This is a genomic window from Streptomyces sp. NPDC037242 (assembly GCF_055604165.1).
In genome coordinates this window covers 100,177-113,807 of the sequence record NZ_JBVJUY010000008.1, presented here as the reverse complement: position 1 = coordinate 113,807, position 13,631 = coordinate 100,177, and the positions used below count along the sequence as shown (strand labels likewise).

Sequence of the window (13,631 nt, the reverse complement as noted above, 5' to 3'; positions counted from 1 at the left end):
GGATTCACGAAGCGCCGCCCTTACGGGTGAGTCATATGCGTTCAGCACTTGACGTTCCGGCTAGTGGCCGTGTGCGTGCCCGGTGGCGGCGGTGGCAGGAGTCTTCTTCGGGCAGGCCAGGGCCGGGTTCGGGTTCCAGTTGTGGAAGCGGCCGGCCGGGTTCTTCTCGTACGCCCACATGTGGAGGTCGTAGTGCTTGGGCATGCCGGCCCAGTGGCCGGGCATGGGTCCGTCGAAGGGCAGCCCGAACATGCTCGGCCGGTCGTCGGTGGTCTTCAGGTCCTGGTCCCGGTCGGTGGACATCCACTCCACGGTCTGGAGCTTGCGGCGGCCGTGGCGGTCCTTGGCGGTGCTGTAGAGGAGTGCGGTCGGCCTGGCGGGATCCTTCGAACCCCAGTTGGCGTCCTTGACGTAGTGGTAGCCCATGGTGCCGACCCCGAACGGGTTGGTCATGCACTCCTCGCCGTGCGGGACGTACCCGTCCTTGAGCGCCTCCCGCTCGTCCACGTACTTGGCCGTCACCCGGATCGCCGTCGCCATGTCCCGCATGGCCCGGGCGTCCTTCGGGTCGGGCGCGGGGCCGTCGACCCCGTGCGCGGGCGCCACGGCGGCCAGGCCGAGGGACACGGCGGCGGCGCAGGTCAGGACGGCCTTCAGGGGGCGTGCGGGCACGGGGGCTCCTGGGGTTCGGCGGTGCGCGGGCCTTTCGTCCACCATCCAGGGGCGCCGGACCGCGTGCACGCGGCGTGCCTCCGAACGGCGTAGGGCCGCCGCGGCGGGCCGGCGGGAACATCCGCCGGCCCTCCGAACCAGGGGTGCGACTACCGCGATCCCACGATGCGCCCGGTGACCTCGCCGAGGCCGATGCGGGTGCCGCCCGCGCCCGGGGCCCAGGCGGTGAGGGTGACGGTGTCGCCGTCCTCCAGGAAGGTGCGCTTGCCGTCGGTGAGCTCGATGGCGTCGCGGCCGTTCCAGGTGAGCTCCAGCAGCGAGCCGCGCTGGTCGACGTCCGGGCCGCTCACGGTGCCGGAGCCGTAGACGTCGCCGGTGCGCAGGGAGGCGCCGTTGACGGTCATGTGCGCGAGCTGCTGGGCGGCGGTCCAGTACATCGTGGCGAACGGCGGCCGGGCCACCTCCTGCCCGTTGATGGAGACGGTGATGTGCAGGTCGAAGCCGCCGGGGCGGTCGGCGTCCGCGTCGTCCAGGTACGGCAGCAGCGGGAAGTCGCGGGCGGGCGGGGCGACCCGGGCGGCGTCCAGGGCCTCCAGCGGGGTGACCCAGGCGGAGACGGAGGTGGCGAAGGACTTGCCGAGGAAGGGGCCGAGCGGGACGTACTCCCAGGCCTGGATGTCGCGCGCGGACCAGTCGTTGAGCAGGAACAGGCCGAAGACGTGGTCCTCGAAGTCGCCCAGCGCCACCGGGCTGCCCAGCTCGGAGGGGGCGCCGACGACGAAGCCGACCTCGGCCTCGATGTCGAGCTTGACCGACGGGCCGAAGACGGGCGCCGGGTCGGTCGGGGCCTTGCGCTGCCCGCTGGGGCGTACGACGTCGGTCCCCGAGACCACGATGGTGCCCGCGCGGCCGTGGTAACCGATCGGCAGGTGCTTCCAGTTGGGCGTCAGCGCGTCGCCGTCGGGCCGGAACATCCGGCCGACGTTGGTGGCGTGGTTCTCGCTCGCGTAGAAGTCGACGTAGTCGGCGACCTCGTACGGCAGGTGCAGCTCGACCTCGTCCAGCGGCAGCAGGTGCGGCTCCACGGCGGGCCGGTGGCCGGGGTCGGTGACCCAGGCGGTCAGCGCGCGGCGCACGTCGCGCCAGGCGGTGCGGCCGGCGGCGAGCAGCGGGTTGAGGGAGCCGTGGCCGAGCAGTGCGGCGTACGGGGAACCGAGCGCGGCCGCGGTCGCACCGGCGTCGAGCACGTGTCCGCCGATCCGCACGCCGATCCGGCGGCGGGCGTCCTGGGAGGTGGAGAAGACGCCGTACGGGAGGTTGTGCGGCCCGAACGGGTCGCCCTCGGGTACATCGAGGGGGCTCTGCTGGGGCATGGGGTGCGGCCTCGCTTTCGATGCGGTCCGGGGGTGGCCCGGAAGACACAGTGCGGCACACGCTACCCAGGTTCCGGTGTGAAAGCGCGGGGCCCCGGGCGGAGATGAACACACTCGGGAGGTCGCGAGCGGCCAGATGTGCCCAGTTCCGGTCATATCTGATCTTTTGGCATGTGCCGGCAGGGCGGGGTCATATGGTCGACCTCGGATCCAGGAGTGCGTCAAGTGGTTGGTGGGGCATGTGGGAGGCCGGATTAACGCCATATTCATAGGACTTGTCCAAGAGGGTCCGTATCCTTGGCGCCGTGACTTCCGCCCTCCCCTATGACTTGATCGCCACTGACCTGGACGGGACTCTGCTGCGCGCCGGGGACACCGTCTCGGCCCGCTCCCACACGGCTCTCGCGACAGCCCGCGCGGCGGGCGCCCTGCACATCATCGTCACCGGCCGCCCCGTTCCACAGGTCCGGCACGTCCTGGACGGCCTCGGCTACACCGGGCTCGCGGTGTGCGGACAGGGCGCGCAGGTGTACGACACGGCGCGCGGGCGCATGCTGCACTCCGTCTCCCTGGACCGCGAGCTCGCGGAAGTGGCGCTGGGGAAGATCGAGGCGGAGATCGGCGAGCTCTACGCGGCGGTCAACCAGGAGGGCGTGGACGCCGAGATGCTCATAGGGCCGGGCTACCGGATGCCGCATCCGCACCTGCCGACGGTGCGCGTGCGGCGGCGGGCCGACCTGTGGGCGGCGCCGATCAACAAGGTCCTGCTCCAGCACCCCGAACTGGACGACGACGAACTGACCCGGGTCGCCCGGTCGGTCGTCGGCGACCTCGTGAACGTCACGATGGCGGGGGAGCACACGGTGGAACTCCAGCCCCCGGGCATCGACAAGGCCAGCGGGCTGGCGCGGGCCGCGCAGGTCCTGGGGGTGGCCGCCGCGTCGACCATCGCCTTCGGCGACATGCCGAACGACATCCCGATGTTCGCGTGGGCCGCGCACGGTGTGGCCATGGCCAACGCGCACCGCGAGCTGGTCGAGGTGGCGGACGAGCTGACGCTGTCGAACGAGGCCGACGGCATCGCGGTGGTCCTGGAGCGGCTGTTCGCGTAGGGCGCGGGTGCCTGCCGCGCCCGCGCCCGCGCCCGCGCCCGGGCCCGCTCAGCCCGCCGCGCGCGGCAGGCGCCGCTCCCACGAGCGGTGGAAGACGACCTCGTCGCCCTCCCGGCACACCACCTCGTTCGACGTGAGGAAGCCGCCCTCGTCGCAACGGATCTCCGAGCGGGTCTCCACGCGCGCGTCCCAGCCCAGTTCCGGCCGGTGGAGCCGGATCCGCCAGTCCGAGCGGGTCCGGGCCGACAGCGGGTCGGCCTCCTGGATCTCGTAGACCTCCAGGGCGTCCTCGCCGAACTCCAGCCCGTCCGGGTACACCCGCGTGCCCCCGTACCGCGGGTCGACCTCCATGCGCCAGGTCCCGCGCGCGACGTCCCGTACGACCAGCCGCTCGGGCCGCGGCTCGTCCAGCGTGGCCGGGAAGACCACCCCCAGCGGCTGCGCCTGCTCCGGCGCCTCGAAGAGGATCTCCTCCCCGTACGCCCCGGCCGAGGCCGCGTCCCGCACCGGGAGTTCCAGCGCGCTGCCCGCGGGCTCCAGGGTCCAGCCCGCCTCGGACCCGGCCCGCGGCCAGATCCACGGCCAGTACGCGGAGGAGAGGGCGAGTCGGATCCGGTGCCCCGGCGCGAAGGCGTGGCCGATGCCGTTGAGCTCGAAGGCCACGTCCTCGAACGCGCCCGTCCGCCACGGCACCGCCTTGTCCCGCCCCTGCCGGGCGGACAGGTTCAGCGCGCCCCGCGTGACCAGTGTGGAGGAGCCGTCCGGGGCCACGTCGCACAGCCGGGCCACCACCTGCCCGTACGGGACGTCGAGCCGGATCCGTACGGTCACCCGCGGCCGCCCGAGGATCTCCACCGGCGCCGCGTCCGGCCCCTCCGCGACGGGGAACTCGAAGCACGCCGACTTCGCGTCCTCCTCCCGCTGGTCCGGCGGCAGGTCCGCGTCATTGCCGAAGGGGAAGAACCGGCCCGCGTCCAGCCCCGTGTGCTGCGGGGAGGCCACGACCACCGGCGCGCCCTGGAGCGCGTACGAGACGGTCCCCACGGCCGGGGACGGCCACGCCGTGTCGCCCACCCAGCGGCCCGCGAGCTCCGGGTACACCGTCGCCGGCGGGTGGGACTCGCTGATCCAGGAGCGGAGCAGCGGCTCGTCCATCACCCCGTTGTCGGCGCCCTTCAGCCAGTGGTCCCACCAGCGCAGCGTCTCCTGGAGGAAGCCGATGGCCGGGCCCGGCGGCAGCCCGCGGTCCGGGTACTGGTGCGACCACGGCCCGATCAGCCCGCGCACCCGCCCGGCCGGCAGGTGCTCGGCGAGCCGCAGCACGGTGTCCCGGTACGGGTCGTGCCAGCCGCCCACCGCCAGGACCGCCGCGCCGATCGCCGCGTAGTCCTCGCAGACGCTGCCGTGGCGCCAGTAGTCGTCCCGCGTCTGGTGCGAGAGCCAGGTGTGGATCAGGGGTTCGAGCGATTCCAGCCGCTCCAGCCACTGCTCCCGCCAGCCGTCGCCGACGAACAGCGGGTCCGGCGGGCGCGAGGCGAAGGCCAGCATCGTCGCCGCCCACGCGTGCATGTCGACGGCCAGCACGGAGCCGCCCATGTAGTGCACGTCGTTGTCGTACCGGTCGTCCGTCGAACAGACGGTGACCACGGCCTTGAGCGGTTCGGGGGCCAGCGCGGCGATCTGCAGGGAGTTGAAGCCGCCCCAGGAGATCCCGAACATCCCCACCGACCCCGTGCACCAGGGCTGCGCCGCCAGCCACTCCACGACGGCCACCCCGTCGGCGAGTTCCCGGGCGTCGTACTCGTCGCCCGGGAGCCCCCCGCTGCATCCGTGGCCGCGCACGTCGACGCGTACGGAGGCGTAGCCGTGCCCCGCGTACCAGGGGTGGCGCTGCCAGTCGCGCGGCGCGGTCCAGTCGGTGAGCCGGTACGGGAGGTACTCCAGCAGCGCCGGAACGGGCTCGTCCGTCACCGGGCGCCAGATCCGGGCGTACAGCTCCACTCCGTCGGGGAGCGGGATCCGGACATCCTCACGGGTGGTCTCGTACGGGAACTCGGTGCGGATGATCATCAGGGTCGGGCCGCCAATCGCCTCAGTGGACGGGGTGCATCGTGCGCCGCAGCCACGGCGCGAGGGCGATCACGGCCATGCCCACCGCGATCGCGATGCCGCCGTTGACGCCGAAGTAGACGGGGTTGGAGACCTCGCCGTAGAGCTTGACGACCTGGGCCTGGATGCCGTTGGCCAGCGCCAGCGACAGGAACCACAGGGCCATGGTCTGGCTGCTGAAGGCCTTCGGGGCGAGCTTCGTGGTGGCCGACATGCCGGAGGTCTCCAGCAGGATGTCGCCGAGCCCGAGCAGCAGGTAGGAGCCGATGATCCACCAGGCGGCCATCTTGTAGGTGTCGCCGCCGTGGCCCGAGGTCGGGACGATCATCAGCAGGAAGGACAGCCCGCCGAGGACCACACCGATGGCGATCTTGTTCGAGGCGTGCGGCTGGCGGCGGCCCATCCGGACCCAGAGCGCGGCCACGACCGGGGCGAGCGCCACCTCGAACGCGCCGAGCGCGGAGGCGTACCAGCTCGCCGGGAAGTGGAAGCCCAGGATGCTCGTCTCGGCGTTCGTCGACGCGAGCAGCATCATCGTCGAGTACGCCTGGAAGAGGATGAAGTTGAAGGCGACCGAGGCCAGGAACAGGACGGCGTACGGGCGCAGCCGCCCGCGCTCCTCGGCGCTCACCCGGGGGCTGCGGAACATGACCGCGAAGTAGACGACCGGGGCGATCACCGAGATCAGGGTGAGCAGGTCCACGAACCGGCCCATCGTCAGCCAGCCCAGGCCGGCCAGCACGGTGGCGAGCGCGGCGACGGCGAGGAGCCCGCCGACGATCTTCCGGACGGCGGAGCGCATCGCCTCGGGTGCGAGCGCGAACTCGGCCGAGTGCTTGCGTCCGGCCAGGTGGCGGCGGCCGAGGACGTACTGGACCAGGCCCGCGGTCATGCCGATGGCGGCGGCGGAGAAGCCCCAGTGCCAGCCCTGGTGCTCGCCGAGCCAGCCGGTGATCAGCGGTCCGGCGAAGGCGCCGATGTTGATGCCCATGTAGTAGAGCGCGAAGCCGGCGTCGCGCCGCTCGTCGTCCGTCCGGTACAGCTTGCCGACCATGCTGGCCACGTTCGGCTTGAGCAGGCCGGTGCCCGCGCTGATCAGGCCGAGGCCCGCCCAGGTCATGGCGGCGGTCGGCACGGCCATGGCGTAGTGTCCGCAGGCGATCAGGATGCCGCCCCACAGGACGGCGCGGTACGAGCCGAGGATCCGGTCGGCGAGCCACCCGCCGGCGACGGAGACGAGGTAGACCATGGTCCCGTAGGCCGCCGAGACGGAGGCCGCGGTGCCCGGGTTCATCCCCAGGCCGCCGTTGGCCACCGTGTCCGCGAAGTAGAGGACGAGGATGGCCTGCATGCCCAGGAACGAGAAGCGCTCCCAGACCTCCAGCCCGGACAGGGTGGCGAGGCCCCGGGGGTGCCCGAGGAAGGCGTGGTCGTCGCGGGGCGGCGGTTGGTCCGCCTCGGGGTCCCCGGGTTCCTCTATATCGGTCGCAATTCTGGACAAAACGTATTCTCCGGTTGTTTCGGCTCCTCAAGAACATACCGGTGCGGATCGGTCAGCGCGTCTGATGCGAGCGGGCAGGCGCTCTGGGTGATCGAAAACAGACCGGATACGCTGGCTTGAGTGATGGCAGCGACACATCGACAATCCATGTGATCGTCAGCGTGATCGTCAGCAGACAGGAGTACCCCTCGTGACCGTCGTCGGGCCGTTCGGACTGAGCGTGCGGGACCAGGCTCTTGAAACCGATGTCCAGGCCGGACTGGCCGCCGTCGAGGCGGGTCTGCTGGAAGCCACCAAGAGCGAAGTCCCCTTCATCACCGAGGCCGCACAGCACCTGGTGAAAGCCGGCGGCAAGCGGTTTCGGCCGCTGCTCGTGATGCTCGCCTCCCGATTCGGCGACCCCTATGCGCCCGGAATCGTGCCCTCCGCAGTCGTCGTGGAACTCACCCACCTGGCGACGCTCTACCACGACGACGTCATGGACGAGGCGGACGTGCGCCGGGGCGTGGAGAGCGCCAACGCCCGCTGGGGCAACTCGGTGGCCGTCCTGACGGGTGACTTCCTGTTCGCCCGTGCCTCGCACATCCTTGCGGACCTCGGGCCCGAGGCCGTCCGCATCCAGGCCGAGGCCTTCGAGCGGCTGGTGACGGGCCAGATCCTGGAGACGGCCGGTCCCCGCGACGGCCGCGACCCGGTCGCGCACTACCTCGACGTCATCGCCGGCAAGACCGGCTCGCTGATCGCCGTCTCCGGCCGGTTCGGCGCGCTGATGTCCGGCGCAGACGAGGCCGTCGTCGACATCCTGACCCAGTACGGCGAGCGGCTCGGCACCGCCTTCCAACTGGCCGACGACGTCCTCGACATCGCCTCCGACTCGCACGAGTCCGGCAAGACCCCCGGCACCGACCTGCGCGAGGGCATCCCGACGCTGCCCGTGCTGCGGCTGCGCGAGATGGCCGCGCGCGAGGGCAGGGCCGAGGACCTGGACCTCGTACGGCTCCTGGACGGGGACCTGACGGACGACGTCCGGCACGCCGAGGCGCTGTCCCGGCTGCGCGTCCACCCCGCGCTGGAGCAGGCCCGCAGGGACACCGTCCGGTACGCGGAGGACGCGCGGGCCACGCTGGCACCGCTGCCGGAGTGCTTCGCGAAGTCGGCTCTGGAGGAGCTGTGCGACGCGGTGGTGCACCGCGCCGGCTAGTACGACCCCTGCTGCGGTTTCGGCAGCGGAACGGGCCCTTCCGCCCCATCGACCCCTACGGGTCGGGGGAGAAGGGCCCTTCCCATGTCATCCCACGGTCGTACGCGCAGTTGATGCCGGGGAGTGACGCCCCGAAGTCCCCGATTTGGTCAGATGGAGTCATCAAACCCCCACCGGATCGAGTGAGTGTGGCGACACCGGGGTCGTCACCGTGGACACAGAGGGCAGGGCACTGACATGGCAGCGAACGCGAAGACTTCCCGCAAGGCCGCACGGTACGCCGTACCGGTCGCGGTGTTCGGAGTGGCCGCAGGGGCCATCGCGATGGTTCCCGCCTTCGCGAACTCCTCGGGCCCGGACCTGCCGGCGGTGACGGCCCAGCAGCTCATCGAGAAGGTGGCCGCCTCGGAGGTGCAGCAGCTCTCCGGCAGCGCCAAGATCAGCACCGACCTGGGCCTGCCGACGCTGGCGACCGGCCTGCTCGGCGGCGGGGGCGTCACGGGCGGCTCGGCGAACCCGGAGGAGAAGGTCGCGCAGCTGGCGAGCGGCACGCACACCTTCCGGGTGGCCGCCGACGGTCCGGACCGCCAGAAGCTCACCTTCCTGGACGGCAAGGACGAGTACAGCCTCATCCACAACGGCGACGACGTCTGGGGATACGACTCCAAGTCGAACGAGGTCTTCCACGAGAAGAACCCCGGCGCCGGCAAGGACGGCAAGGAAGCCGGCAAGGACGGCAAGGACCACAAGACGGCCGACCGGCTCGCCACCTCCCCCCAGGAGATCGCCCAGGAGGTCCTGAAGGCCGCCGGCCCCACCACGGACATCAGCGTCGGCGACACCGCCCAGGTGGCCGGGCGCGACGCCTACCAGCTCGTGCTGAAGCCGAAGGCGGCCGGCTCCACCATCGCCTCGGTCAAGATCGCCGTCGACGCGAAGAACGGCGTGCCGCTGCGCGTGCAGCTGCTGTCCACCGAGGGCGGCAAGCCGATCGTGGACGCCGGCTTCACGAAGGTGGACTTCGAGAAGCCCGCCGCGGACACCTTCGCCTTCACCCCGCCCAAGGGCGCCAAGGTGAGCGAGGGCGCCAAGGACGGCGCCGAGCACGGCAAGGGCCTGAAGGGCCTGGAGGCGATCCCGGGCCTGGACGGCCTGATGGGCGGGGCGGCGGACGGCAAGGGCGAGGTGAAGGTGCTCGGCGAGGGCTGGGCGAGCATCGCGCGGATCGAGACCGGGGCGGGCAACAACCTCAAGCAGCTTGAGAACGACAAGAACGCCCCGAAGGAGGCCAAGCAGTTCCTCGACGCCCTCGGGGACAAGGTCTCCGGGAAGTTCGGCGAGGGCCGGGTCTTCAAGACCCGCGTGGTCAACGCCCTGATCACGGACGACGGCAAGGTCTACGTCGGCGCGGTGACCAAGGACGCGCTGGTGAAGGCGGCCGACGCCAACAAGTAACGCGCAGGCGGCGAAGGGTGGGCGGGGACTGTGTCCCTGCCCACCCTTCTGCCGTTGCCGCCCTGTGTACAGCGGCCCCGCTGTACGGTGAATGGCATGTCGAGACACGTCACCATCCGCCTGGACGAAGAGTTCCACGAACGCCTGAAGGCGCGTGCGGCGGCGCTGGGGACGACGGTCACCGCGCTGATCACCGAAGTCACGGAACGCGAACTCGACGACGACCGGAAGAACTTCCTGTCCGGCATCGAGGAGTTCGCCGACCACTGGGGCTACTTCCAGGAGCGGTTCGGGAATTGAAGATCACCATGGAGTGGGCCTGGACCGCTCTGGCCCACCATCTCCCGTCGGATCCAGCCGTGTGGGACCCCTCCGGGGTGGCCGCCGCGGTCGCCCGGCACCAGAACGACCTCGTCCTGGTGCCCGAACAGCCCGCCCCGGACACCGCGTGGCGGGCCGCCGCGTTTTTGCACACCCTCGCGGTGTGCCCGGCGCTGGAATCGCCGATGAACGAGTTCTACGCGGCCGCCGCGACCCGCTCGTACCTGCGCGTCGCCGGTGCGAAACAGCTCCCCACGCCGGAGGAGCTGGGCGATCTGGTGGAGGCGGCGAAGCTGGGGCGGGCCGATGTCGCGGCGGTCGCGGAGGAGCTGCGGGCCCGCATACAGGACCCGCAGCACACCTCACCCGCCTCGCCCGCTTCGTCCGGCTAGAAGGTGATCTTCCAGCTGTTGATGTAGCCGACGTCCTGGGCCGCCACGTCCTTGACCCGGAGGTTCCAGACCCCGTTCGCGACCTCGCTGGAGGCGTTGACGGTGTACGACTGCACGAGGTTGTCGGCGCTGCCGCCGGAGCGGTTGTGCAGGTTGTAGACGGTGCCGTCCGGGGCGACCAGGTCGACCACCAGGTCACCGCGGTAGGTGTGGACGATGTTCACGTCGACCTTGGTGGTGGCCGGGGCGTTGCCCGTGACGCCCGAGGCCGTGATCGGCGAGTTCACCGCGGCGGCCGGGGAGTCCGGGATGCTCACGTCCGCCGTGTTCTCGAAGGACGGGCCCGGCGGGACCGGGGTGGCCGCCCCGAGGTTCCAGATCGCGTAGGCGACGGCGTCGGAGTTCCGGTCCAGGGCGACGTCGTTGATGTTCGCCGTGTTGTCGCAGGACGAGTGGTAGCAGCGGTCGAAGGCCTGACCGGAGGTGCCGCCCCACTTCTGCGCCTGGGCCGCCGACTTCGTGTTGCTGGCGCCGGTGAAGAGGCCGCCGACGGGTATGCCCACGTTCTTGAAGGAGGCGTGGTCGGAGCGGCCGTCGCCCTCGGTCTCGATCTCGGTCGGTACGCCGATGCCCGCGTAGTAGTTCTTGAAGGTCTGCTCGATGGTCGGGTCGTCGTCGTAGACGAAGTAGCCCGGGTTCGGCGAGCCGATCATGTCGAAGTTCAGGTAGCCGGCGAACTTCGCTCGCTCGGCCGCCGGCAGGTTGTTGACGTAGTACTTCGACCCGACCAGGCCCAGCTCCTCCGCGCCCCACCAGCCGAAGCGCAGGTGCTTGGTGGGCTGCAGGCCCGCGCGGGAGACGGCGAGGGCGGTCTCCAGGACGGCCGCGGAACCGGAGCCGTTGTCGTTGATCCCGGCGCCCGAGGTCACCGAGTCCAGGTGCGAGCCGGCCATCAGGATCGAGTTGGGGTCGCCGCCCGGCCAGTCGGCGATCAGGTTGTAGCCGGTGGCGCCGCTGGAGGTGAAGGTCTGCAGGGTGGTCGTGAACCCGGCGGCGTCCAGCTTGGCCTTCACGTAGTCGATCGAGGCCTTGTAGCCGGCCCTGCCGTGGGCGCGGTTGCCGCCGTTGTTGGCGGCGATGGTCGAGAGCTGCGACAGGTGCGCCTTGACGTTGGCGACCGGGATGTCGGGCGGTGTCGGGGCCGCGGTGACCGCCGTAGGGGCGGCGAGGGCGGCGGGAGAGGACGCGGCGAACAGGCCGGCGACCGCGAGTGCGGCCACGGCAGTGAGGCGCCGGGAGACGGACAGGCTCATGTGGGGGCTCCGTGATTCCGTACTGGGGATGTGAACGGAACGTGCGGGGATACGGCAGGTGAGCATGGGTGCGTCAGTGCGAGCCTGATGTTCAACGAGAGTATGACTGTCCGTCAAGACCATAATTCGGTCAGGGGAGTTCGAAAAACGGACGATCCCCGCTACCTGTGTTGCGTAGCGGGGATCGTGTGTGTGGCGGGTGCGGCGTTACGCGGGCTCGCGGGCCGGCGCCACCGACGCGGCGGGCGCCGCTTCGAGCCGTACGGCCCGGGTCCGCCGGGCGGTGCGCAGGGCCTCCCAGGTGAGGATCGCGAGGGCCGCCCAGACCAGCGAGAAGCCGGCCCAGCGGGCGGGCGGCATGGCCTCGTGGAAGTACACGACGCCGAGCACGAACTGGAACATCGGGGCCATGTACTGGAGCATCCCCAGTGTGGACAGCGGGACCCGGATCGCGGCCGCCCCGAAGAGCACCAGCGGGACGGCGGTGACCAGCCCGGTCGAGGCGAGCAGCAGGGAGTGCCCGGTGCCCTCGGCGGCGAAGGTGGACTCGCCGCGCGCGGCCAGCCACAGCAGATAGCCGAGGGCGGGCAGGAACAGCAGCACCGTCTCGGCGGTCAGGGACTCCAGCCCGCCGAGGTTGATCTTCTTCTTGAGCAGCCCGTACAGCGCGAAGGTCGAGGCCAGGACCAGGGAGATCCACGGCGGGCGCCCGTAGCCGATGGCGAGCACCAGGACGGCGGCGACGCCGATGCCGGCCGCCGCCCACTGGACGCGGCGCAGCCGCTCGCCGAGCACCAGCACGCCGAGCCCGATGCTGACCAGGGGGGTGATGAAGTAGCCGAGGCTCGCTTCGACGACGGCGCCGTTGTTGACGGCCCAGATGTAGATGCCCCAGTTGACCGAGATCAGCGCGGCGGCCAGCGCCGTGAGCGCGAGCTTGCGCGGCCGGCGCAGCAATTCGGCCATCCAGGCCCAGCGGCGCAGGGCGAGCAGTGCCAGGCCGACGGCGGCCAGGGACCACACCATGCGGTGGGCGAGGATCTCGACGGCCCCGGAGGGCTTGAGCAGCGGCCAGAACAGGGGGACCAGCCCCCAGATCCCGTACGCGCCCAATCCGTAGAGCAAACCCGTGCGCTGCTCGTTATCCGCCTTCACGGGGCCTCCACTACGACTTTGAGCCAACCTGACGACGGTAGCGCCGTACGGGCCGGATGTCATGACTGTTGTTACGAGATACTCATGACATCGAGTGGATCCGGGCTGGAACCGGCCTGACCGTGTGATCGATTGCTACGCCGTGAGGGGCGCGAGGGCGGTGGTGATCGCCTGCGCCACGGGGGTCGTGGGCCGCCCGATCAGCCGGGCCAGGTCGCCGCTGGTGGAGCCCAGCCGGCCGCGGCCGATCGCCGCGTCCACGTCCACGAAGATCGCCGCGAAGGCCTCCGGGACCCCGGCGCCGGTCAGGACCTCCAGGTGCGCCTGCGCGGGGAGCTCGGTGTACGCGACCTCCTTGCCGGACTGCTTCGCGACCTCGGCCGCGTACTCCGCCAGGCTCCAGGCGGTGTCCCCGGAGAGCTCGTAGGCCCGGTTCAGGTGGCCCTCGCCGGTCAGGGCCACGGCCGCGGCAGCCGCGTAGTCGGCGCGCGCCGCCGAGGCGACCCGACCCTCGCCCGCGCTGCCCAGGACGGCGCCGTGCTCCAGGACGCCCGCCAGGTCGCGGGTGTAGTTCTCGTGGTACCAGCCGTTGCGCAGGAAGGTGTACGGGAGCCCGGAGTCGAGGATCGCCCGCTCGGTGGCCCGGTGCTCCGCCGCCAGCTCGAAGTCGGCCTCGGGGCCGCCCAGGATCCCCGTGTACGCGAGCTGCGCCACCCCGGCGGCGACCGCGGCCTCGATCACGGCGGTGTGCTGGGCGACGCGGCGGCCGATCTCGTTCCCGGAGATCAGCAGCACCCGGTCGCCGGCCCGGAAGGCGCCGGTCAGGCTCGCGGGGTCGTTGTAGTCCGCGATCCGGAGCTCGACGCCGCGCTCGGCGAGGTCGGCGGCCTTGTCGGCGCTGCGTACGACGACGGCGACGCGGTCGGCGGGGACGCGCTCCAGCAGCTCCTCGACGACGAGGCGGCCGAGGGCTCCGGTGGCTCCGGTGACGACGATGCTCATGATTGCTCTCCTTGGTCGGATGTCA

12 protein-coding genes are annotated in these 13,631 nt (G+C 71.3%); 5 read left to right on the top strand and 7 right to left on the bottom strand.

Features of this window, described 5'->3' with window-relative positions:
• Positions 1–60: 60 nt before the first annotated feature.
• Together ACZ7GJ_RS12305 and fahA are read right to left on the bottom strand one after the other, a co-directional pair.
• Positions 61–672: a hypothetical protein gene (locus tag ACZ7GJ_RS12305; protein ID WP_470751184.1), complete on the bottom strand. Its 612-nt coding sequence runs from the start codon at positions 670–672 to the stop codon at positions 61–63.
• A 149-nt stretch (positions 673–821) separates the two neighbouring features.
• A complete protein-coding gene (gene fahA / locus ACZ7GJ_RS12300; RefSeq protein ID WP_470751183.1) occupies positions 822–2,045 on the bottom strand; it encodes a fumarylacetoacetase in 1,224 nt (407 codons plus the stop codon).
• 305 nt (positions 2,046–2,350) lie between these two features.
• On the opposite strand from fahA, the gene ACZ7GJ_RS12295 reads away from it, so the two are divergent.
• Positions 2,351–3,157, top strand: coding sequence for an HAD family hydrolase (locus ACZ7GJ_RS12295; protein ID WP_470751181.1), 807 nt, complete (start codon positions 2,351–2,353; stop codon positions 3,155–3,157).
• Between the two features lie 48 nt (positions 3,158–3,205).
• On the opposite strand, the gene ACZ7GJ_RS12290 is transcribed toward ACZ7GJ_RS12295, so the two are convergent.
• Together ACZ7GJ_RS12290 and ACZ7GJ_RS12285 are read right to left on the bottom strand one after the other, a co-directional pair.
• The gene (locus tag ACZ7GJ_RS12290) at positions 3,206–5,227 is read right to left on the bottom strand and encodes a CocE/NonD family hydrolase (RefSeq protein ID WP_470751180.1); all 2,022 of its coding nucleotides are present in this window, start codon (positions 5,225–5,227) and stop codon (positions 3,206–3,208) included.
• A 22-nt stretch (positions 5,228–5,249) separates the two neighbouring features.
• Positions 5,250–6,767 carry a peptide MFS transporter gene (locus ACZ7GJ_RS12285; protein WP_470751178.1) on the bottom strand — a complete coding sequence of 506 codons (1,518 nt, stop codon included), beginning with the start codon at positions 6,765–6,767 and terminating at the stop codon, positions 5,250–5,252.
• 190 nt (positions 6,768–6,957) lie between these two features.
• Between ACZ7GJ_RS12285 and ACZ7GJ_RS12280 the strand changes: the two genes are divergently transcribed.
• The 4 genes from ACZ7GJ_RS12280 (at position 6,958) to ACZ7GJ_RS12265 (ending at position 10,136) form a co-directional block, all read left to right on the top strand.
• Positions 6,958–7,968, top strand: coding sequence for a polyprenyl synthetase family protein (locus ACZ7GJ_RS12280; RefSeq protein ID WP_470751177.1), 1,011 nt, complete (start codon positions 6,958–6,960; stop codon positions 7,966–7,968).
• A 237-nt stretch (positions 7,969–8,205) separates the two neighbouring features.
• On the top strand, positions 8,206–9,423 hold the full coding sequence (locus ACZ7GJ_RS12275) for a LolA family protein (RefSeq protein ID WP_470751175.1): 1,218 nt from the start codon (positions 8,206–8,208) through the stop codon (positions 9,421–9,423).
• A gap of 96 nt (positions 9,424–9,519) precedes the next feature.
• A complete protein-coding gene (locus ACZ7GJ_RS12270; RefSeq protein WP_251055898.1) occupies positions 9,520–9,723 on the top strand; it encodes a ribbon-helix-helix domain-containing protein in 204 nt (67 codons plus the stop codon).
• The gene (locus tag ACZ7GJ_RS12265) at positions 9,720–10,136 is read left to right on the top strand and encodes a hypothetical protein (RefSeq protein ID WP_470751173.1); all 417 of its coding nucleotides are present in this window, start codon (positions 9,720–9,722) and stop codon (positions 10,134–10,136) included. Before ACZ7GJ_RS12270 ends, ACZ7GJ_RS12265 begins: the two co-directional genes overlap by 4 nt.
• Here the strand turns inward: ACZ7GJ_RS12265 and ACZ7GJ_RS12260 are convergent.
• From ACZ7GJ_RS12260 to ACZ7GJ_RS12250, 3 genes are all read right to left on the bottom strand, one after another.
• Positions 10,133–11,449, bottom strand: coding sequence for a M28 family metallopeptidase (locus tag ACZ7GJ_RS12260; protein ID WP_470751171.1), 1,317 nt, complete (start codon positions 11,447–11,449; stop codon positions 10,133–10,135). The genes ACZ7GJ_RS12265 and ACZ7GJ_RS12260 overlap by 4 nt on opposite strands.
• Positions 11,450–11,656: 207 nt before the next feature.
• Positions 11,657–12,604, bottom strand: a complete 948-nt coding sequence (gene rarD, locus ACZ7GJ_RS12255; RefSeq protein ID WP_470751170.1) for an EamA family transporter RarD — start codon at positions 12,602–12,604, stop codon at positions 11,657–11,659.
• Between the two features lie 135 nt (positions 12,605–12,739).
• Positions 12,740–13,606, bottom strand: coding sequence for an SDR family oxidoreductase (locus ACZ7GJ_RS12250; RefSeq protein WP_470751168.1), 867 nt, complete (start codon positions 13,604–13,606; stop codon positions 12,740–12,742).
• Positions 13,607–13,631 lie beyond the last annotated feature (25 nt).